The organism is Sphingobacterium sp. B16(2022), assembly GCF_012030425.1.
GTDB classification, from domain to species: Bacteria; Bacteroidota; Bacteroidia; order Sphingobacteriales; family Sphingobacteriaceae; genus Sphingobacterium; species Sphingobacterium anhuiense.
Genome location: NZ_JAAUVN010000001.1, coordinates 1,239,678 through 1,261,514, shown reverse-complemented (window position 1 = coordinate 1,261,514; position 21,837 = coordinate 1,239,678). Strand labels below are relative to the sequence as shown.

Below are 21,837 nucleotides of genomic sequence, written 5' to 3'. Positions count from 1 at the left end.
GACAAGAAGCCGGAACAAATAGATTTATTATGTCTGTAAGTCAATGGATAGAAAGAACACAGGCTAGATGAATGGTTGTAAAGATCGGACGACATGGTGGGACAAGTTCAGTGACCTACCAATAAATATTCAGACTCAAAACATTATCAGCTGCCTTTTAAAAACATATCATAGAATATAATTTTCAACTGATTTAGTTATATTCGTGAACTATATATTTCAAATAATTTCATCATTATACAGAAATGAAATGGGTCGCAGTTTTTACGACTTGTACTCATATTGACCGAAATGTCTCTGAACAAATACGGGCTTGATTCCTGGACATCTCTGTCAATAGGTTTGCAAAATAGCTAATTGCTTTTGCAACCTTAACACACTCAGTCAAAACAGTTAAAAGAAGCAACAAATATAAGAGAATTTACGAATGGATTTTACAGTAGAAATTAAAGACATGGTAGCAATGGTTATTTCTATCATATGTGGAGGAGCCATTGGCTTTGAGCGGGAATACAAGAATAAGTCTGCCGGCTTTCGAACAATAATTTTAATTTCACTGGGCTCAACCATTTTCACTATAGTTTCGCAGCATGGTGCAGGTACTGATGACCGAATTTCGGCAAATATTATTACAGGTATTGGATTTATTGGGGCTGGTGTAATTTTTAAAGATAAAATTTCTATTCGTGGCTTGACGACTGCTGCTGTGATCTGGACTTCTGCAGCAATCGGCATGACAGCAGGGATAGGTTATCATGCGCTTGCACTATGCCTTACTTTAATTACTCTTGGGGTATTATTAATGGTTACCAGGGTGGAAAGACTGGTTGCTCAACTACAAAAAGAACAGCTCTTGAGTGTAACCTTTCGTAATCCTGACTTTGATCAGATCCCACAATTGGAAAATATTTTAAATACAAAAGGTCTTACTGTAGAACGGATGGAAATTGTAAAAGAAAACGATCATTTAATGGTAAATTTCAAAGTATCAGGTAAAAAAAGATACTTATTGGAAATGAGCGAAACACTTGCTAACCGGTCAGAGATCTTAAGCTTCACTTAATCCCACAAATAGTTGATCGTTAATGTTAACGCTAGATGGGTTCAAATATTTATCCCTTTGCAAGGTTTGTCACAGATAACGAGTTAAAAATGAATCGACTGCTATTACTTTTTTTTATAACGTTTGCAAGTCACTTATCAATTTCACAAATGTAAACCAAATGGATTAATGTTTTTTGGGAAGTATACACTGATCAGTGCAGTCAATTCCTTTGAAACTTGGCTTCCATGATAAATTTTTCAAATATGATGCAATAGTCGCAAACCTCGGAATGCTATAATTACGAAAACAATTTAATCTACCTTATCTTAAAATTTTCTCAAAGGCTTTTCTTGGACTTCCTCTGAATGTAACTTCACCACAATAGTGATAACACATTTTTTGCAATATCCAGAGCATGCCCGTATTATCAAAATTAGTATCAACCTTGACGCTATAAATATTGTGTTTAAGTGCAAAATCTTCGATATGCTGTAAAATCCTCTGCGCCAATCCTTGACCAAGATACTTTTCGGAAATTGCAACTCTATGGTAAACCACAAAATCACCATTAGTCAACCAAGCTCCTTTTATATTAGCATAGGCTGGTTCATCATTGATCAAAATAGCACAATAACCAGTGATGATATCATCATCCACCAATACGTAACCAACACTATTCTTAATATCATTTTCAATAACAGATAGATTGGGATAGCCATCTTGCCATTGCGTACTCCCATCCTCTTTTCGTCTCTTGATCGCTTTTTCTAAAATTTTCCAAATTTGAACAGCATCTCCTGCTGTAGCCTGTCTAAAAGAATATTTCATATTATTCATGGATTGAAATTAATTTATACTGTTCTATTGCTTGTTTGATTAGTGCAATTAAAAAAATATTGACGATTGCCATAAAACTGATTACACATAAAAAAAATATCATACCAAATCGCTGAATAAGATATCCTCCTAGGAAAGGAGCTGTTGCTTGTGCTAGTAGCGGCATCCTGGCAAGTCTTCCAACAATCAAGGCATAATTGTCCCGCCCATAAACCGACAATGGCAAGGTTCCTCTCAAAACTGAACGCATCCCGTTTCCTATGCCAAAAACTATTACTCCTGGTATTGCAAGTATTGGTGAGGCAAAAATCAATACCATACCCAAAAAAATGATTGTGGTAGAAATAAAGGACATTTCAATAGCGGTCCTTTTTCCAATAATCAACTCCATAACTCGTGCCATGGCTTGGCTTGGTCCTAAAAAAGAAATTACGATTAACACCATTGACATCTCGGTCTTGCCGTGTAGTAATATTTCAATTAGGTGTATGATAATGGTAGTGGTTATGACCGCACCAAGAGTAAAATTTGCTGATAATAAATAATACAATTTAGAACGGAAGAGCTCGACTGAGGATTCCAAGGTCTCATCCTTTAATATGCTTTTGTTTCCTGCTTTATTTTTGAAAACACGCATATGAATCGGAAATATAGTAATGATCAACAATATGGCATATATATAGCAGGTATTCCTCCATCCAAAACTATCTAAAATATAGCTGGTAAATAACCAAGAAACAGAAGGTGCTAAACTGGATACCAGAGTGATCCAAACGATTGACTTTGCTACGTTGAAACTGTATCTTTTACCAATTGCAGCAAACAATGCATCATATAAACCCATTGCCATTGCTGTACCGATAATCACCCATCCTGAAGCAAACATTAGAAAATTACTTGAACTGCCGATGATGATCAAACCCATCGCCATCACTAAGCCCGAAAAAAGTAATACTGCATTACGATCAGTCTGCTGTATTGTCCTACCCACTAAAGGCAACAGCAAACCTGACACCAAAAGGGCTAGTGAGAGGCAGCCATAAACTTGCTGATAAGACCAGCTCATTTCCGCTATAATGTCCTTCGCTAAGACTGACAATAAAAAATACGAACCTCCCCAAAGTATGATTTGCGCGATGCCCAAATTCAGAACTTTAAAAAAGTCCAACTTTCCGCTTTCTATAGACTGAGGTGCTGGTTTCATATAATGACAAATCTCCGCTCTTTTTTCAAATCGGCAAAACGTTTTTATTCGATAGCATCGATCGGTTTTTTCGATAGGTTAATAATACTTTTTATACCTTTGAAAAAGCAAATCACACAAGTAAAATGGAACTTAGACAACTTAAATATTTTCTTAAAGCACAAGAATTACTGAGTTTTACGGAAGCAGCAAAGCGCTTAAATATCAGCCAAAGTACATTATCACAGCAAATAAAGCAACTGGAGACGGAATTGGATGTGTCTCTTTTTAACCGTATCGGTAAGCAGATAACGCTAACAGAACCTGGGCGATTATTTACTGAATATGCTGAACAGAGTGTCAGAAAAGCCGAAGATGGAAAATTGATGCTTCAGGATTTAAAAAAGATGAAAGTGGGCACTGTAACCATAGGTGTTGCTTATGGTCTTAAGGATTTCTTTGTAGAAACTTTAATAGGCTTTACAGAGAAATTTCCTCAAATAAAAATTAAAGTTATCTATGAGCCATCCCACAGTTTGTATGAGAAGCTTCAACAAGCACAGGTAGATTTTGTTCTGGCTCTTCATGAAACCGAAATGGTCCCCTATTTTACCTATAAGAGTTTATTCAGTTGTCCAATGGTACTGGCGGCATTAGCTGGTACGGAAGTATCCTATAAAACTAATATTTCACTTGAAGAGATTTGCAAACTTCCTCTGGTTATTGCAACAATGGGGTATGATATGACTCATACCGTTCACAGGGCTTTTTCAGCAAAAGGGCTAAGTCCAAAATTTACGATTGAAGTCAATGATATCCCCACAGCTATTCGACTTGTCAACTCCGGAAATTGGTACAGTATCTTCATTAAAACAAGTGTTCTGGGGACTACTTTAGCTTCTGTTGCGATTCAGGGTGATGGTTTGATGAGATATGCAAAGATTATTTCATTAAAAGGTACTTATGAAACGGAAGCTATCAAAGAATTAAAAAAAATGTTAACCTTATCTTCTAAAACTTTAAAACTATCATGATAAAAGCACCCTTTACAAATGAACAACCTAAAAATGAACAGATGTAAAAGGTGCTAACGCCATTTTGAAAACCAAACTAAAGGTATTTATTCATCTTTTTAGATGGATTGCACCACTTCGTCCAATTCAAAACGTGATTTTGGTAAAATAGTTGGGTGAGCCCAATCAGTTTTATCGGCATAACCTACCGTAACAGCGAATAGCGGAGAAAAACCGTCTTGTGCTAAAATCCCTTTATAGGCACTGCGGTCAATACCTTCCATCGGCGTAGCATCCAATCCCATACTGATACACGCACTCAAAAAGTAGCCCAAGGAAAGATAGACCTGATTTTCCATCCATGATTTTGTGGCTATATCACCATTCGACTTTACAATTGGTTCGTAAAAAGCCGTCCGCCAAAGTTCAGGCAAAATGGAAATATTGCGTTGCTCAAAATGTTCAATATCGTCCATTACACTGAACACAACTAAAAGACCAACATCGTTAATCGAATTTTCGTTCATATATGATTTGGAAGCCAGTTCCCTTTTTACGACTTCGTTTGTAACAAATGTAAATTTCCAAGGTTGGCTGTTAATGGAAGACGGACTTAACCGTACTATCTCTTTCAGTTCCTCAATTTGCTCTACCGAAACTTTTTTCACATTATCATACTTTTTGGTTGCGTATCTACGTTTCGCAAGGTCTAAAAAACTCATCATTTTTACATTTAGATTAAACTATACTTTTTAATGTTGCAAAACTAAGTATAGTGTTTTACCTTTGCAATAACGGTCAAAATTGATAGTAACAGATGTATAATATAGACGATAAGCAATACCCTTGCAATACCAGCCTCACAATGAGGTATATAGGTGGAAAATGGAAAGCAACAATACTCATTCATTTAATCGAAAAAAAACGATATAGCGAATTGAGAAAAGCGTGTTATGTTATAACCGAAAGAACGTTGAGTCTGCAACTAAAAGAAATGGAAGCAGACGGATTGATTACCAGAACCGTTTATACCAACAAGCCACCTCTAAAAGTGGAATACGAACTGACTGATTTTGGCAAAACACTTATTCCCTTACTCCATTCTATAGCTGAGTGGGGAAATGAAGCCGCAAAAACGAATAAGAAAATAACCATAGTAGAATATAAGTAGCCATCAAAATTGAACTATGGTACATCAAGAAAAACGGAAAAGAAAAACTATGCTCTATTAAGAGTATAGTTTTTCTTTTCATAGCTTAAATATACTTTAGAAACTCAATTAGTATATAAGCTAATTCACAATCTTAATTTCAAATATTTTATCCCAATTCTTTCCTGTTATAAAGAACGTATCCGATTTTTTATTATATGCAATACCATTCAGTACATCTAGATCAATGTGCTGAGTTACTTTTTCACGTAGTTCTGAAAGATCCAGCACTGATTCAACGGTCCCGGTTTTTGGATCAATAATGCCAACCACGTTGGTCATAAAGAAATTTGCATATATCTTACCTTTTACCCACTCCATTTCATTTGTACCTGTAACTAGACCTTCATCTGATGCTACATTGATTTCGTTGCTTCTATTAAAATTACTCGGATCAATGGTATATATCTTTTCTGACCCATCTGTCATATAAAGCTTTGTCCCATCATTAGTCAGGCCCCACCCTTCCATATTTTGAAAATATGGGAACCGCCCAATTCTTTTTAAGTTATTAACATTATATACATAAGCTTCATTATTTTTATAAGTCAATTGATATAGTTTATTATTTAGCACGGTAGCACCTTCACCAAAAATAGTTTCATCCAGTTCCGTTATTTTAAGTATTTCTCCTGTTTTGGGATTTACGATTCGTACACTTGAGACACCATGTTTATCACTTACAGTCGTACCGTTGCCAGTACTCTCAACTAAATTATCTTTATAAAACTCAAGGCCCTGGGTAAATGCTTTAATATCGTGAGGATAAGTATTTATAACTTGATAGCTAAGCTTATTGGGTGCTTTTTCAGGTAAGATCTCGAAGTTGACAGCTATATCTTCGATTTCGTCTTTTCTGTACACCTTAGCTTTTAAAACCTGTTTTCCAAACTTTTCGTTTTTTAAACTATATCGAACAATATCATTTACTAACCCGGTTGATAAAGGTTTATCATTAATGGAATATTGAACAGAATCAATCGGAACTCCTTCTAATGCTTCAAGCTGAATATTCAGTTCTTCGGTTAGAGCATATTTTGCTTTAATATTCACAAAACTAATTTTATTTTCCTCATGTTTATTCGTTATTGCAGGTGTTTTGTTGTTGTTACCCCCACATCCATAAAGTACACTTGAACAAAAAATCATAAGAACAGCATTTAATCTCATATACAACTTATTTTACAAGTCCTAAATATATCAATAAATGTTTCATAAAGTACCATTATTAAAGTCATACTTAAAAGCAAACAAATCAATGAGAAAAAAAACAACTTTTTATATAAAATTGGAAGTAAAAAATTTGGAAAGAAATATTTTTGCTGGAAGACATTTAATGCAATAATTCCTAAACAAAATAATGAACGATTAATGTAATCGCGAATCTATCCAAAATAGATCACGGAGTTGCAACAGGTCTTCTATATGCATCAGATTATAAACCAGCTCATCTTTATCTTCTAAAGGAATCGTTATTTGTTGATCCTTTTTAAGTAAAAAAACGGTTAAAATAGCATCCTTGTCATATATCGAGATATCTGATTGCACCATAGTAATCTCATATGTCTTAAACCAATCTCTAGCCTGGTCTTGATCTAAGCAGATCAAAGAAAGGGTAAGATCCTCAAGATTTTGGATTTCATCGAGAAGATGATTGTTATAATTTAAGCTGATATAAGCTAAATACAGGAGATGGTTGCCTGTTCGCAAGGCATAATTACGTACGAGAACCCGCTTCGGATCGAATGCAAAATCGTAATATTCCCGATCGGAAATACACGTATATCGCTTGCCATAAAAATTAATTTTGTCCTGTAATTCTTGTAAATGATTTACTTCAATAAATACTTCGCCCTGAAGCTGCACTTCATCTATATGATTAAGGGTATCTTCAATAACTAATAGAGCGGACTCTTGCATTGGACCAATGCTCCCCTTACAGTCCAGGCTTAACAGATAGTCATTAACATCTGCGACAGTTAACGGATACCATGTTGGGTTTTTGTCTTCAACTGCATTTTTGGATGTCAAAATATTATAACCGCTCCGTTTTAAATCTAAAAGTATAGGCTGGCTCAAGGGTACAAACTTCATAAAATCTCATTGATATAATTAAAACAAACTTTGCTGCAGCAGTCCTTCATGTCTTAAGGACGGCAGATTTCACGAGTGATAGCGTTTGTACCGATACTTTCCATCAGACATGTTGACATATCCTCCTAAATTGTAAACGAGACAGACGTGAAAGGTAATCGTTTGCAAATTTTCAAAATATCGACAGTCATAATCGAGCTGTTTACTTTCGTCCCGTATCTCGGGCAATGCCTTCTTGACGAACTCAATGTCGATACGGAGTGATATACCTCAGTACATAGTTGTTTTAATTGATAATATATTTATTATTAAACAAACTAAAGTATTCATTTGTTTTTTTCAGCAGCTACTAACCTGATGAGCTCATGCGTCCTGCTTTAATTCCGATAAGACTACATGATCGACACCAAAAGTGTACTTGTATCAAAATAAGGCTAGTTTATCTCATAATCAAAATTGATGTGCTAACAAAAAATACTTTTGTCAAAATCAATTCTACATAGAAAATGACAAAAAAACAAGCTAATTCAATTTTCGCAGCACTGCTGCTCATCATCTGCTTATTCGCCAACAGCATGTTGTATGCCCAAAATAAGAAATTACATCAAACAATATCAGGATTTGTGTATGATTCAGCGTCAGGTCAAGCACTACAAGATGTGTCAATTGTAATTATGGGATCATACCCGATATCAACTAAGACAAATATGGACGGAAAGTTCATTTTAGAAAATATTCCAATTGGAAGATATGAATTAAGGATATCGTTCACGGGCTACGAAAGTCAGATTATCAAGGAAGTTCTTGTCGGATCAGTTCATCAGGTATATATCGAAGTTCCAATGTATGAAAATGCTATTACATTGCAGGAAGTTGAGTCAAAACCTAAAACACTCCATGCAAAACCAATTAATCCATTTACAGTTGTTGGAGGAAACACGTTCAGTCCGGAACAAGCTAGCCGTTTTGCTGGTGGCATGGACGACCCTGCTAGATTAGTCAGTAGCAATGCCGGCGTGACCACTTCTAGTATGTCAAGTAATGGGCTTTCCATTCGGGGCAATGCACCGAGCTTATTGCAATGGCGGCTCGAAGGTGTTGAGATCCCAAGTCCTAATCATTTTTCGGATATCAATGGACTCGGTGGAGGTCTTTTATGTGCGGTGAGCAACAATGTGATTGGAAATTCAGATTTCTTGATCGGATCATTTCCCGCCGAATATAATAATGCCATATCTGGAGTATTTGATATCAAAATGAGAAAAGGTAATAGAAAACTGTATCACCATAGCTTTCAGCTTGGTCTGCTAGGTATTGATGTCGCTTCCGAGGGTCCTATCAGTAAATCCAGCAATGCTACTTACATTATCAATTATCGGTACTCTACTACTGGACTATTAGAGAAAATAAGAAAAGACGAGAATATTGGCGGAAAACTCGGTTATCAAGATTTGAACTTCAATCTAAATTTTCCAACCAAAAAATCGGGCGTATTCTCCATATGGGGGTTAGGTCTGGTCGATAATGTTGCGCCAATTTTAGATCAATCGACCAATAGAAAATACTTAGATGATGGTGTATTATCTGCTGCTGAACAGAAAGCCGGAGCAACAGGCCTATCGCACCATTATTTTTTAAAAAACAACAAAACTTCTTTAAAAAGTACATTTGCCACCACCTATTCAAGCAATCATATTCATGAAGATTTTTATGACATAGAAAACCATAAAAGTCCTAAAACTGATTTGACGTACAATACGACAAACCTGATCTTCAGTTCAACATTACAACACAAATTCCATCCCAATCATATCAACAAAACCGGGGTGACGTTGACCAATATCCATCATAATATACATGTAGATCACACTCCTTATTATGGACAACAATTGATCAATTTTGCTCATTCAAATAGCCATACAAATATGATTTCAGCCTATTCCAATTCAAAAATAAAAATCAGCAACGATTTCACCGTTGTAGGCGGATTTAATGTACAACACTTCATACTCAATAAAAATACGGTTGCAGAACCTCGAGTTGGTGTAAATTGGGATGCACTACCAGGACGTTCTATTTCAGCAGCATATGGTTTACATAGCAGAATAGAAAGACCTGATGTTTATTTTTTTAAAAATAATGAAGAAGAACTTATAAATCGCAATTTAGCATTTCTTAAAAGCCATCAGTTCACTGTGGGTTATAACCAAGAACTTACATCTGATTTGTATTTAAAGATAGAACTCTATTTTCAATTACTTTATGATGTTCCGATCGCACCGATAGGAAATTATTCCATTCTAAACAGGACTGATTTTTATACGACACAATCACTTATAAGCAAAGGAAAAGGTAAAAACTTAGGCGTTGATCTTACACTTTCGAAATCCTTTAAAAAAGGATATTATTACCTACTGACAACCTCATTGTTTGATTCTAAATACAAAGCTGCAGATGATAAATGGTACAACACCCGCTTTAACCGTAATTATGTATTCAATTTTTTAGTAGGAAAAGAATGGATTTTTGGAAGCAATATACTAGGGGTCAATTTTAAGGCGAGCAAATTGGGAGGGCAAAGATATTCCCCAGTAGATGAAGCAGCAACATTATTACATCCGGATAAAGAAGTTCAGTATGACGAAAACCGCATGTTTGAAAAACAACTTCGCTCTATGTTTATAGGTGATTTGACACTAAGCTATAAAATGAACCGTGGTCGCTTTTCACATACTTTTGCCATAAAAAGCGTAAATGCTACAAAGCAAAAAGAATTTATAAAACATAAATTTAATATCATGACGCAAACCATAGAGCCCTATTTTGCAGCCAATTCACTCTTTAATGTGAGTTATAGGATAGACTTATAATAACAAGGTCATCCTGTAAAAATTGTTAAACAATAGATTTTAATGTATCTTAAACCACAGCTTATAAAACAATGAATGATATTGAGAAAAAACACTTATTAAGCTCTTTTGTATTCGATAAAAAGTATCAGGTTTGGCGACACGTGCTCTTCATTACCTTTGCCGCTGTGATCACATTTAATCAGGTTCTCATTTCCTATCAGGATTGCCAAATAATGTTAGGAAATCATATTTATTTGATTGGCGGATCATCATTAATGACTTACCTAATCGTCATGTATTTTAATTATTTCTATCTTACGCCCAAATTTCTATTAAGAGATCGCATATTGTGCTATTTGATCCTCACCATTATATGTGTGTTATCCTTACCAGTATTATCGCTATGGATAGAGTACGGGATCCGCAATTGGGCAAACTTAAACCATAGAATAATAGATTATTCAAGTCCCCTAATACTGGTCGATATCCTCTCCACTTCTGTGATAACGCTAATCTGTTTTTGTGGGATTTCCTTAATTTTGCTTTACCGGACGTGGTCTTCTGCAAACCAGCACGTGAGCATGTTAGAAATAGAGCATCTTACTTCTGAACTGAATAAACTCAAGGGGCAAATCACACCAGAATTTCTATCGAGAGCATTGCATCATGCTTCATTATGGACAATAAAAGATCCAGGAACAACAAATGATATCCTCCTCACGTTAAGCGAATTATTGCGCTACCAGCTTTATGACGCACAACAGGAAAAGACTTTAATAAACTCGGAACTCCTTTATGTTACTAAATTTATATCACTTGAAAAGCTTTGTAGACCTACTTTAGAATCTCAACTTCAAATTGAAAAGCAACATATGTATCACCAGATATCTCCCATGTTACTCTTGACATTAGTTCAAAGTTTCATCAAAGAGAGTAATACATTGGCAATAAGCTCAAGTATAGAAAATAACGTGCTCACATTTGTATGCAAATCGCATTCCATCACAGAAACACTTGAGAATCAATTCACATTGATACGAAAGAGACTTGATCTGACGTATAGCGACCAGTATACACTACGCTTAGAAATAGGATGTGTTACACTTAAATTAGCATTGTCCCAATAATGAAAAATTTATTAAATACAAATTCGCTAACCAGATTACTGATTGAACCTGAATATAGTCTCCTGAGGACTTTACTATTGCAATCTGCCATCCTTGCCATTTCGATTGGTATATTTTTCGATGCACCTGATAAGCTTAACCTATCCACAGATCGCATTTTAGGTTGGTTCAGTTATCATTTATTTCTGAATTGTCTCGTATATGTAAATAAAAATTTACTATTTCCAAGATTTTTGGCTAAAAATAAAATGGCAGATTACCTTATTTCTGTCGTTATTTTTACCGTATTTGCTTTGTGCATCATGGTTATCCTGCAGGAGCTTTTTTATGATATTGCCGTTACTCGACAACAGCCATCGCCAATAGCCATATTTTTCAGTATTACCTCCTCTTTGTTTGCTATCGTACTTTTTTTAACTGGAATATCGGCCCTTCAATTGTTCAAACAGTGGCTGATCAATAATCATCGTATCCATGAATTACAGTTGGCAACATCTCGTATTCAACAGCACTTTCTAAAAAGCCAGATAAATCCACACTTTCTCTTTAACATGATCAATAATGCCAATATTCTAGTAGATGATGACCCGATCACAGCATCCATGATCCTAAAAAAATTGGAAGATATACTTCAGTATCAATTCAGTGAGACTAAAAACGCACTAGTTCCGTTATTGAACGATATTAAATTTTTAGAAGACTATCTGGAATTAGAAAAGTTGAGACGTGATCAATGCGATTTTAGCTTGAAAAGAGAAGGAAATTTTGATAGTATAACCGTACCACCATTGTTATTCGTGCATTTTGTGGAAAATGCCGTAAAACATAGCTCCGATCGTAAAGGATCGTATGTCAATATGGAGTTTAAAGTAGTGAACCGGAAGCTTTACTTCTTTTGCGAAAATTCCAAACCGACTACCCCATCAAAACGGGTTATTGGTGGATTGGGATTGGAAAATATTAAACGCCGTTTAGCATTACTTTACCATAAAAAGCACCAGCTGCATATTGCAGATACAGATCAAAGATATACAGTTACCTTATACCTAGATTTACAATGAGATACATTATAGTTGACGACGAACCAATTGCACGAAATGGTATCAAGAAAATGGTTGATCTGATTCCACAATTGGAATTATTAGGAAGTTTTAATAGTGCGGAGACCGCTTCCGAATTCTTAGTGCATACCCCTGTCGATCTGATATTTCTCGATATTCGCATGTCGGGAATCAACGGCCTGGAGTTTGCGCGCAGTATACCTAAACTAACGCTTATTATCTTTACTACGGCCTATTCTCAATATGCAGTAGACAGCTATGAAGTTGACGCTATAGATTATTTAGTAAAGCCTATAAATTCTCTGAAATTAAAAAAAGCAGTGGATAAAGCCATTAATTATCATACATTATTAATGACAGAGGATAAAAAAAACTTAGATCAAATTCAAGATGATTATATCATTGTCAAATCGGACCGTAGATATTTCAAGATAAAGCACCATGATATATTATTTATTGAAGGACTTAAAGATTATGTTATTATTCAGCTGGAAAATGAAAGAATCATTACAAGAATGATTGTCAGGCAGATTCATGAAATATTGCCACAACAGCTTTTCCTCAGAATCAACAGGTCTTTTATCGTCAATAAATCACACATCAACTCATTTGACAATAATGATGTATTTATCAAAGATTATGAGATAGGTATCGGCAGTGCTTACAAAAATAGTTTTTTTGAGTGCATGCTGAGGTTAGATTTAAGAAAATAGAAAAACTGTTATTATTCTTTGAACAGTTGCACCATATTGTCCGGTGTAATTGTCCAGCGAATCCATTTATTGTCAGGGTTTGCTCCAATGCTTTGATAGAATTTTTGGGCATCAACATTACTTCCGAGTACAAACCAGTTGAATTTTTTATATCCATGTTTCATGGCATATTGTGCAAGACCACTAAGCAATTTTCGACCTACACTTTTTCCTCTGTGATTGGTATCAACGTACAGCCATTTGAGCATCAATGAAGGTTTGTGGTTATGCATAAAAGGAATGTTATAGTGAACTGCTATGCCTATGAGCTGGTTCTTCTCTCCTTGTGCAACGATTGCCCCAAACTCGGGTCTGTCACCAAAACCACGTTTCAACAGGTCATTTTCCGTAAGACTAAAATCGGTGTCCCCCTCAAAAACAACTATTGCCTCCATTAATCTTAATACTTCGGGGATGTCCGCCTTTTGCATTTCCCTAATTATTACAGACTTTTCCATTATCCTTTGACAACTTATTTTAAATCCTCAACATTATCCAATACGTAGCATTGTTCCCATTGGGTCATACCAATTTTAGGATAATAACCCACAGCCTTTGGTGCTGCTAATAAAATAAGTTTTGCTTTTGGGCTATGTTCTTTTGTAAGACGTATTAATTCTTTTCCGATTCCCATCTTTTGATAGTTCTCATCGATTGCTAAGTCTGAGAGATAGGTGCAGTAAACAAAATCAGTCAAAGACCTTGCTACACCTATCAATTTTCCAGAATCTCTTGCGGTGGCAATAAGATTTGCATACTTAAGCATTCCTGCTATTCTCTCAGGCTCATCGACTGGTCGTCTATCTCCTAGTGTGGAATTTATTAATACTTCTTTAAATTCCTCTGCTCCGACTGTTTCTTCAATTTGGTATGTTAGCATTTTCAGATTTTTTTATGGTTACGTTAAAAAATATTATCTGCAGGAGCTTCGTCTCGTGGAGTCATACCGTAATCCCTAATTACTGCTGCTACACGTAACCTGTAGTCGTCGAACACCGAACTTCTTCCTGATTGCTGTGCGTTTCTATGATTCGTCAGGTTACGCCACTCTCTAACACTCTCTTCATTTTCCCAAAATGAAAGTGAGAGAATTTTTTTAGGATCAACAAGACTTTGAAACCGTTCTATGGAGATAAATCCCGAAATATGATCTAATTCTGGCCTTAGTGCCTTTGCGATGTTCAGGTACTCTTCTTTTTTTCCCTCTTTGGGAATTACCTCAAATATTACTGCTATCATAGCTTATTTTTTTAATTAAATTACAAATAGCTGCAATCTTTGGGAGCAGCTACTTCACATACATATCATAAATGAGCAATAAATCATTTATTCGATAAAGGTTGAATAATCTGAATACTTTATCTAGCCAACAACGCATGTATTTGGATTGCCAAATCAATTGCTTCATTCCTTCCGATGTAAATTTATCTTAAAAAAAGACTTTCTTTATCATCCAGTTTGAATAAAGCGGATAGTCCAGATGCTTTTATCCGGCATATGATTTAAACGAGGCGTATATGAAGCTCTTATAATTTTATACTCTAAAAATAAAGCCCTTATGGTTAAATAAGGGCTTTGTTTGCTTTTAAAATAGATGAGATTAAATTTGACTAATTTGCATGTTGCTCTACTAATCCTAAATATACGGATTGACTGTCCTGAGCTGGATCACCGACCAGAATAAAAGAATAATAGTGATTTTCAGCTAATTTCATTTGCTCACGTGTTGCGAGCGTCTTACCTGCTTTATTTTTAGCAACTACTGTGAAAGTGCCACTTTTTTGTGCGATAAAACCTTCATTTGCAGTCACAGATTGCTGTGTTTCTTTAGCACGGTCGGTCCATGCTGCAGGCGCTGCTTGATCTCCGATGTGAAGCGTTACTTGATCACTACCTTCAGAGAAATTAAAAAAGCGTAATCCAGATTCTGTTTTTTTGATCTCTTTGTTGACGCGGTCTGTCGTAATTGCCTGTACTGGCTTTAATTTACTTCCGTAAAGAAAAGAACTATAAATGGTACTGTCTTTAACCACAATCGTACTATCGATCAAATTACCTTCTCCAGCAGTAACGGTTATTTTGCGTGATCCCGGATATAGGGCTACTTTACTCTGCGATTTATATAACAGCGGAAAATTAGGATTTTGAAGGATATTTCGGTCTGCATAATACAGTACAGCCTTTGCTCCACTATATCCATTTACCATCGTAAATAAAGCTGCTGGTACAGGTTGATGATCGTCCTTATCTTTGCTGCAACTGGTCACAAAAATTCCTGCAGTAACAACAGTTATTAAACTTAGTAATCTTAAGTATTTTTTCATAATATGTTAACTTAAATCTTATATTTAAAAAATACACATTGCGCTAGTGTTATCATAATAAACGGGGGTGCAACAGCTAGTGCTACATATTGTATAAAAAAATTGCGTGATTACGGTATGACGGATTATTTTCGCATATGTTTTATTGGGGCATCTTTAAAGTATCGTTTTCCATCTTTTGCACCATCCCAGACATTAGTGATACTGTGAATTTTAACAGGAGCTTCTTTTTCAAGGCGAATTAATTTTCTACAAACTTTTCTAAAAGTTCTATTCCATCTTCTCTTATCTTGTTTCTCTGTCTTTGCGTTTGTAATTCCAAATATTTTCGTTTTCCGTACTGATCTTGACATAATTTTACAAATTAAAACAAATGTGTTAATATCATCTCTTGAGACCGAATTGGATATGGTTTACCTTAGTAAGGTTTGAATAAAATTGTCGATAACGTTTATCCTTCCCACAAATTAAGAAATTCTATTAAATTGTACCGTAAATGTAGAACCCTGACCAAGTTCGGATTGCACCTGTAATTGACCTTTATGCATATCAATAATCCGCTGAACAATAGAAAGTCCAATACCATGTCCATGCTGACCTGGCGAAGATGCTGATTGGTAAAAAAGTTCGAAAATATGTGGTAAGTCTTCTGACGAAATGCCTCTTCCCTTATCACAAACCTGTACAATAGCTATCCCTTCATGGTATATAATATCTACTAGACAGTGTTTATCTGAACTGTATTTACAGGCATTTTCGATTAAATTAGCAAAAGCTACTTTAAGTAAATAGGCATTTCCCATGACCAAAATTTCTTCTTGATCCTCTGCATTATGCAACAGGTCATAATTAAAAGATATGCTAACACGGTAATCTTTATCTTTATCCTGGACCATAAATTTTGATTCTACAAGAATTTCATCCAGTCTCAAAGAACTAAAGCTAACTTGTGAACTATCATAATTGGCACGGGCAAAGTCCAATAAGGAACTGGATAATATTGTTGCTTCCTTAGCATCTAATAAAGCGGTATCAATAGAATGCTGGTAATCTGCTAAGGTTGTATTTAGCTCTTTTGCGAGTTCGAGTTCTGCAATCATAGCTGATAAGGGAGTACGAAACTCATGGGATATAATGGAAACAAAATGCCTTTGGTTGTTAAATGACTTTTCTAATCGATTGAATGTTCCATTAAAGGTATCAATTAATTCAGAGAGCTCATCCTTTGCTTTTCGATAATATACCCTTTTACTAAGATTATGTTCGGAGACATCCCGTATTTCATTAATGATATGTTTGATGGGTTTTAAAATGTACTGGGCAAAGAAAAAAGAGGTTATAAATATAAAAATAATGGCAACAAAATAAATACTGATGAGGAGCTGCTTCAAACGTTGCATATGGGCATAACCTGTCTGGTCGTATGCATGTCCAATCAGATAGTATTGTTTACCCTGAAAAGGATAATGCATCCCCATAAAGAGCTCATCGCCCTGATTCCAGGTCATAAAAATTTTATTCCGAATCTTTTCTAATATGGCACGCTCATAATGCTGTTCGCCAACATCAACAAAAAGCTCTTTAAATTGATTGTCAAAAACTGTTATCTGCGCTTCATTTATCTTTTTTTTATTTTGTTCATGAATCTGACGCAGTTGCGTTTCACTGACTTTGGCATCAAAAATAAATTCAGCACGCCAGGTAATTTTATACCGCAAACGGTCTATAAATTCTTCCTCTCTATTTTTTTCAGAAAAGAAATAGATACTGTAGGCGAAAAGAAATAGTATCGCCGCAGAGAATAACGTTAATACTAAGGAAGTACGAGAAGCTATTTTCATTCTTTATTTGATAAGATAAAACCATGCCCCGATTTGTTATGAATGAGTTTAGTAATAAAGTCTTTATCAATTTTTTTCCTGAGATAATTGATATAAACATCAATGTAATTGGTTCCGGTATCAAAATTCTTTCCCCATACATTTCTAGCAATCTCATCACGCCTCAATAACGTTTCTTGATGCCGCATAAAAAATACAAGTAAGTCAAATTCTTTTGGAGTCAATTTAATATCGATGTGATCGCGACTCACATTTTTACTTCTCAAATTCAGTGTTAAAGAATCATAGTTTAAAGATTCATTATTTTCCCAACTGCCAAACTCTTTATTTCTTTTTAAAACAGCTGCAATACGGGCATATAATTCGCGAAGATCAAAAGGTTTTACCATATAATCATCTGCACCTGCATCAAATCCTGCAATTTTTTCATCGATTTGACCTAGGGCTGTCAACATGATAATCGGGATTTTAGGATAAGTGCATTTCATACGTTTGCTCAATTCTATACCACTCATACGAGGAAGCATGATATCAATAATAAGAAGATCGTAATCTAACAACTTTATTTGTTTTAAAGCTGATTCAGCATCAAGCGCAATATTTACCTGATAGTTTTGACTCTCTAATCCTTTTTGCAATACCGAACACACCCGTTGATTGTCTTCTACAACTAATACCCTCATATTAACAAATGTAGATACTTTTTAAATAAAATAAATCTTGAAATCTCAGATAAATAGTGACATACAATTGCTTTCCTTGATGTACCTAACAGCAAGGAAAGCAAAAGTTAATGATTCATTTGATTAGTGATCTGAGACAAACAGATCGTCAGCTCCATCTTGTATTGGTATATATAAACGTTCCCAGCTTTTCGAGTGTACCATTTCCCAACTATGGCCTTTACCTTTTAAATCTTCAGCAAGTAAGATAACACCTGGCTTGATCAAAAATGTAGAGCCGTCACTCACCTTAAAGCGAATATTGCCTTTTAATGTTACGACGTATTGACGTCTTGGAGCTGGATGTGCATTTTTCTCCCAATCTTCGGTCTTATTGCTCGACCAAAAAGTGGTTGTACTCGCGTGCCTCAAGGTTGGAATATAGCCTTTTTCAAAAGTACAAGTTCCATCTGCATTATTGATTAATCGAATAGCAGGCATTTTACCTTCACCTTCTTCAACTTTTACCGATTTGATGTTTCGATGATTTTCCTTAGCATGTAAAGATGGAGCAATAAATGCTAAACAGAAAAATAGTACTGTTTTCGAGATAATTTTCATTTTTATTAATTTTAAGATCTATTATTTTTTTACAAATTTTCAAATACAGTGTCATGAACCATCATACGGTCAAAATAGGGCTTGTACTTAGCCACCAAAGCAAGATGTTGTGGTAATTTGCCGTACGCTTCCAGCTCCTCGAGACTATCAAATTCCATAGCTGCATTATAGGTAAAGCTATTATCTAAAACCGTACGTGGACTTGAAGCAGCTGGTTTGCCGTAACGCACATTTTTGACATATGGCAATTTTTTAAGTCCTTCAAAAAATTCTTTAAATTCTTCAACTTGCGTTACTGAAAGCTCAGGTTTTAACCAAAAAAGTAAATAATGAAAAAACACAGGTTTCTTTTTTTTATGATCAGCAGCTAATAAGGTAGAACTTGTAACGCCTAAGACGCCAACTGTTCCTAATGTTTGTATGAAATTTTTCCTTTTCATGTTATATATTTAATTAAAATCAATTCGATATTTAAGAATAAATGCCCATTTATGATCTGTTACCAAACTTTCGTTTACCGCATTCGAATTATAAATTGGTCTATTTTGTGCATCAAAAGTCAAGCGACTACTACTTCCGTGAAATAATAGCGATATCCCGGCATCGTATATTGCACTATTATCTTTTAAAGCATTGTAGTTTGCAAATTGTACGGAGACTGCTGGCTGTAGTTGCAGGTTGTGATTATTGCGACTGAAATAAGGTAATGTACCTCCTATTTGGGCATAAAATGTATTACCCGTTCCCGCAGTAGGTAATGCATTTCCGGATCCATTTAAACTTGCATTCGCTGCAACTATTCCCGTAGCTGGATTATTTGTTCCAGAGAACCGGATATAATTAGGGCCATAGTCATTGTGCATGGCCATAGCATATGCACTGATAGAAGTTCCTTTTTCCTTATTAACAGGAGCATCATAGAAGACATCAAGAGCAACACTTTTCATATCATCATTTTGTATTGCTTTATCAGCATCTAAATGCCATAATGCATTGTGCATATATTCAAAACCTCCACCTACGCTTAACACCTTTTTCTTTCCTACATATGTTCCTGCATTAAAAGGTGTTTCATTATTTTCCTTGTCAAAAAAGGCATATCTAAAATAGCCGGATACATCTTTGCGGGCTTCATTTTTACTGAATTTAGCAACATTCAATGCTGGATCTGCAGTCGTAGCGGTATAGGGATCAGCAAGGACTAAGCGATAATCAAATCGTCCCAATTGACCTTTAATATAAGCACTCATCTCACGAACAGTCATATCGGTAATGCCGGTGTTTGATGTAGCATATAGAGGTAGATCATAGAGCAAAGTTGCTTGCGGGCCTGTTGTAAAACGGGATAGTCCTCTCCAGGTCGAACGTCCGGCACCTATTGCAAGCTTTGGACTAAAGCTATATTCTGCATACGCATCAAGTAAATCCATATAGGTGTTATTTTTACTGTTCACATTAACATTTGTAGGCCCCATCTGTAATACGAAATATAAATTTTCAGTTGGTTTATACGTCATCTTGGCACGAATGCGACGAAGGGACAAATCGGACACACTACCTACCTGCTCATTATTAACAAGACTGCCTGGATTTAATTGTGTGTAACGTGCCCAAAGTTCTGCATAGCCACTGAAGCTAACATAACGGGTATGCTCCTTATTTAGATAGTGTATGAGTTTTGGGTTTCCAAAATCATTTGTCTGCGCATTACTTGTATGTATACCAGTTAGACCTACGGTCAACAACAACGACGCTAATAGCGGCTTTTTATTCATGATAATCTGTCTTTAATTTGATTCTTTTGTTAAGACAAATTTAGTTTGGAATATAGAGGCAAATAATTAGAAATCTATTAGAAATATGAATTAATAAGGTGCTTTAAATAGGCATTGCAAAGATTTATGTATTCAGATAAATCTTTATTTAGGTTTTTTACAAAAAACGAATAATACACTTTGAGAAAAAAACGTTAAATTTTAATGAAATTGAAAAAAAATTTAATCGTCGAGCTCCTTGATTTTTTAGTAGATCTGTACACAAATCTATTAGGACTTTCATAAAATGAATAGGGAAACGCTAAGATGATTAAAGAATTGCTTTCAGGCCTTACGTATTGAACAAAAGTAAAGTGATGCTACTCGCTGCATTAAGGGTTACAAATTTTAGATGATTTGGTGATATATACTATATTTGCACTTATACCATTGGATAGTAGCATGATAGAAATGGGTCAAATAATCCTAATTTTGGTAAAGGGATTCACGAGTAGACATGCTCACTAAATGCTTAAAGATGATAAAAATTTGTTTACTAAAATTAATGTTCCTACTAAATATGGTAGCGTATGGACAAATGAAAAATACATTTGAAATGAAAAACAGCTTTTTATTTAATGAATTTTGGTCATGGTCTAAAGGCCCACTCTTTAAAAACTTTTATTTTGCTGATGATGGAAGTTTTGTCTACAACAATGGATATTCTGGTGGTATATGGTCTGTAAATACCAGTGAAGGAACGTACACCTACGATCCCTATATAAAAGAAATTAGGCTGCGTGTAAACAAGAAGTATAGCAGCGGACTAACTGTCTCTAAAGAAGAAACTCCGAGCAAATTAACGTTGAAAGACTTTAACGATACCAGAGTAGCGGTATTATTTGGAAATGATCGCTTGAATGTAATCGAAATGGGAAGAACCGTTGGGTTAACAACAGACCAATACTGGTTCAAAGGTCCGAATTCATCGCATGATTTAATTCAGTTTACAACATTTGGCCAAGCTACTATAATACAGGAAACAGATGTTAAAAGAACGTATTTCTGCCATTACCATATTTATGATCATCTTTTGCTTTTGGAAATTAACAGCATGACTACAGAAGAAGATGGTAAAGAAAAGAAAATTAAAACGTTTGCACCTGCATCTAAGACTTTCCTAAAGATCGATATTCATAAAGAACTTGTAAGGGTCGAGAAAATGGACTTAACAAAAGTTATTGACGGAACACGTAACTGGCAATTTCGCAATCAGAAATTTCATATAGAAAATATGGTCTTAACAGAAAATGAAATACTATTGGAGGAATTCAACAGGGTTGTTAAGCAGTAAAAAAATGAGCACTTCCTTAGTACTTTGGGTAATTTCAATATTGGATAGCATAACGCTTCTCTATAATTTTGATGAATACTCAAGGAATACCAATCCTACCCCAAGCC

The 21,837-nt window shown here is 35.2% G+C and carries 23 protein-coding genes; 8 read left to right on the top strand and 15 right to left on the bottom strand.

What is annotated here, in order from left to right; translation table 11 throughout:
- Positions 1 to 427 precede the first annotated feature (427 nt).
- Positions 428 to 1,063 (top strand): MgtC/SapB family protein, encoded by a 636-nt coding sequence (locus HCX49_RS05555; RefSeq protein ID WP_021189199.1) that lies wholly within the window; start codon positions 428 to 430, stop codon positions 1,061 to 1,063.
- A 303-nt stretch (positions 1,064 to 1,366) separates the two neighbouring features.
- Here HCX49_RS05555 and HCX49_RS05550 read toward each other — a convergent pair whose 3' ends face one another.
- Both HCX49_RS05550 and HCX49_RS05545 read right to left on the bottom strand, forming a co-directional pair.
- A complete protein-coding gene (locus HCX49_RS05550; RefSeq protein WP_237682722.1) occupies positions 1,367 to 1,882 on the bottom strand; it encodes a GNAT family N-acetyltransferase in 516 nt (171 codons plus the stop codon).
- On the bottom strand, positions 1,875 to 3,086 hold the full coding sequence (locus HCX49_RS05545) for an MFS transporter (RefSeq protein ID WP_168126438.1): 1,212 nt from the start codon (positions 3,084 to 3,086) through the stop codon (positions 1,875 to 1,877). Before HCX49_RS05545 ends, HCX49_RS05550 begins: the two co-directional genes overlap by 8 nt.
- Positions 3,087 to 3,211: 125 nt before the next feature.
- Between HCX49_RS05545 and HCX49_RS05540 the strand changes: the two genes are divergently transcribed.
- Positions 3,212 to 4,099 carry a LysR family transcriptional regulator gene (locus HCX49_RS05540; protein WP_168126437.1) on the top strand — a complete coding sequence of 296 codons (888 nt, stop codon included), beginning with the start codon at positions 3,212 to 3,214 and terminating at the stop codon, positions 4,097 to 4,099.
- 98 nt (positions 4,100 to 4,197) lie between these two features.
- Here the strand turns inward: HCX49_RS05540 and HCX49_RS05535 are convergent, their stop codons facing one another.
- Positions 4,198 to 4,803, bottom strand: coding sequence for a nitroreductase family protein (locus tag HCX49_RS05535; protein ID WP_237682721.1), 606 nt, complete (start codon positions 4,801 to 4,803; stop codon positions 4,198 to 4,200).
- Positions 4,804 to 4,943: 140 nt separating this feature from the next.
- Between HCX49_RS05535 and HCX49_RS05530 the strand changes: the two genes are divergently transcribed.
- Entirely contained in the window at positions 4,944 to 5,249 is a 306-nt protein-coding gene (locus HCX49_RS05530; RefSeq protein WP_206368256.1) for a winged helix-turn-helix transcriptional regulator, read from the top strand.
- Positions 5,250 to 5,369: 120 nt separating this feature from the next.
- On the opposite strand, the gene HCX49_RS05525 is transcribed toward HCX49_RS05530, so the two are convergent.
- Positions 5,370 to 6,458 (bottom strand): glutaminyl-peptide cyclotransferase, encoded by a 1,089-nt coding sequence (locus tag HCX49_RS05525; RefSeq protein ID WP_168126435.1) that lies wholly within the window; start codon positions 6,456 to 6,458, stop codon positions 5,370 to 5,372.
- Positions 6,459 to 6,656: 198 nt separating this feature from the next.
- A complete protein-coding gene (locus HCX49_RS05520) occupies positions 6,657 to 7,382 on the bottom strand; it encodes a hypothetical protein (RefSeq protein ID WP_168126434.1) in 726 nt (241 codons plus the stop codon).
- Positions 7,383 to 7,888: 506 nt separating this feature from the next.
- On the opposite strand from HCX49_RS05520, the gene HCX49_RS05515 reads away from it, so the two are divergent.
- The 4 genes from HCX49_RS05515 (at position 7,889) to HCX49_RS05500 (ending at position 13,135) form a co-directional block, all read left to right on the top strand.
- Positions 7,889 to 10,252: a TonB-dependent receptor gene (locus tag HCX49_RS05515; RefSeq protein ID WP_168126433.1), complete on the top strand. Its 2,364-nt coding sequence runs from the start codon at positions 7,889 to 7,891 to the stop codon at positions 10,250 to 10,252.
- A 71-nt stretch (positions 10,253 to 10,323) separates the two neighbouring features.
- Complete coding sequence (locus tag HCX49_RS05510; protein WP_168126432.1) at positions 10,324 to 11,361, top strand: histidine kinase; 1,038 nt, start codon at positions 10,324 to 10,326, stop codon at positions 11,359 to 11,361.
- On the top strand, positions 11,361 to 12,422 hold the full coding sequence (locus HCX49_RS05505; RefSeq protein WP_168126431.1) for a sensor histidine kinase: 1,062 nt from the start codon (positions 11,361 to 11,363) through the stop codon (positions 12,420 to 12,422). The genes HCX49_RS05510 and HCX49_RS05505 overlap by 1 nt, the downstream gene beginning before the upstream one ends.
- Positions 12,419 to 13,135 carry a LytR/AlgR family response regulator transcription factor gene (locus HCX49_RS05500; protein ID WP_168126430.1) on the top strand — a complete coding sequence of 239 codons (717 nt, stop codon included), beginning with the start codon at positions 12,419 to 12,421 and terminating at the stop codon, positions 13,133 to 13,135. Before HCX49_RS05505 ends, HCX49_RS05500 begins: the two co-directional genes overlap by 4 nt.
- An 11-nt stretch (positions 13,136 to 13,146) precedes the next feature.
- Here HCX49_RS05500 and HCX49_RS05495 read toward each other — a convergent pair whose 3' ends face one another.
- From HCX49_RS05495 to HCX49_RS05450, 10 genes are all read right to left on the bottom strand, one after another.
- Positions 13,147 to 13,632, bottom strand: coding sequence for a GNAT family N-acetyltransferase (locus HCX49_RS05495; RefSeq protein ID WP_168126429.1), 486 nt, complete (start codon positions 13,630 to 13,632; stop codon positions 13,147 to 13,149).
- Between the two features lie 14 nt (positions 13,633 to 13,646).
- Positions 13,647 to 14,054 carry a GNAT family N-acetyltransferase gene (locus HCX49_RS05490; protein WP_168126428.1) on the bottom strand — a complete coding sequence of 136 codons (408 nt, stop codon included), beginning with the start codon at positions 14,052 to 14,054 and terminating at the stop codon, positions 13,647 to 13,649.
- A 23-nt stretch (positions 14,055 to 14,077) separates the two neighbouring features.
- Positions 14,078 to 14,413, bottom strand: a complete 336-nt coding sequence (locus HCX49_RS05485) for an antibiotic biosynthesis monooxygenase family protein (RefSeq protein ID WP_168126427.1) — start codon at positions 14,411 to 14,413, stop codon at positions 14,078 to 14,080.
- Between the two features lie 371 nt (positions 14,414 to 14,784).
- Positions 14,785 to 15,498, bottom strand: a complete 714-nt coding sequence (locus HCX49_RS05480; protein WP_168126426.1) for a DUF4397 domain-containing protein — start codon at positions 15,496 to 15,498, stop codon at positions 14,785 to 14,787.
- A 125-nt stretch (positions 15,499 to 15,623) separates the two neighbouring features.
- On the bottom strand, positions 15,624 to 15,851 hold the full coding sequence (locus HCX49_RS05475; protein WP_168126425.1) for a hypothetical protein: 228 nt from the start codon (positions 15,849 to 15,851) through the stop codon (positions 15,624 to 15,626).
- 114 nt (positions 15,852 to 15,965) lie between these two features.
- Positions 15,966 to 17,339 carry a sensor histidine kinase gene (locus HCX49_RS05470; protein WP_168126424.1) on the bottom strand — a complete coding sequence of 458 codons (1,374 nt, stop codon included), beginning with the start codon at positions 17,337 to 17,339 and terminating at the stop codon, positions 15,966 to 15,968.
- Positions 17,336 to 18,022 (bottom strand): response regulator transcription factor, encoded by a 687-nt coding sequence (locus HCX49_RS05465; RefSeq protein ID WP_168126423.1) that lies wholly within the window; start codon positions 18,020 to 18,022, stop codon positions 17,336 to 17,338. The genes HCX49_RS05470 and HCX49_RS05465 overlap by 4 nt, the downstream gene beginning before the upstream one ends.
- A 123-nt stretch (positions 18,023 to 18,145) precedes the next feature.
- On the bottom strand, positions 18,146 to 18,622 hold the full coding sequence (locus tag HCX49_RS05460; RefSeq protein ID WP_237682720.1) for a hypothetical protein: 477 nt from the start codon (positions 18,620 to 18,622) through the stop codon (positions 18,146 to 18,148).
- Positions 18,623 to 18,651: 29 nt separating this feature from the next.
- A complete protein-coding gene (locus tag HCX49_RS05455; RefSeq protein ID WP_132767836.1) occupies positions 18,652 to 19,062 on the bottom strand; it encodes a Dabb family protein in 411 nt (136 codons plus the stop codon).
- Between the two features lie 9 nt (positions 19,063 to 19,071).
- Positions 19,072 to 20,397, bottom strand: a complete 1,326-nt coding sequence (locus tag HCX49_RS05450; protein WP_168126422.1) for a hypothetical protein — start codon at positions 20,395 to 20,397, stop codon at positions 19,072 to 19,074.
- A gap of 595 nt (positions 20,398 to 20,992) precedes the next feature.
- On the opposite strand from HCX49_RS05450, the gene HCX49_RS05445 reads away from it, so the two are divergent.
- Positions 20,993 to 21,730 (top strand): hypothetical protein, encoded by a 738-nt coding sequence (locus HCX49_RS05445; RefSeq protein ID WP_168126421.1) that lies wholly within the window; start codon positions 20,993 to 20,995, stop codon positions 21,728 to 21,730.
- Positions 21,731 to 21,837: the final 107 nt, after the last annotated feature.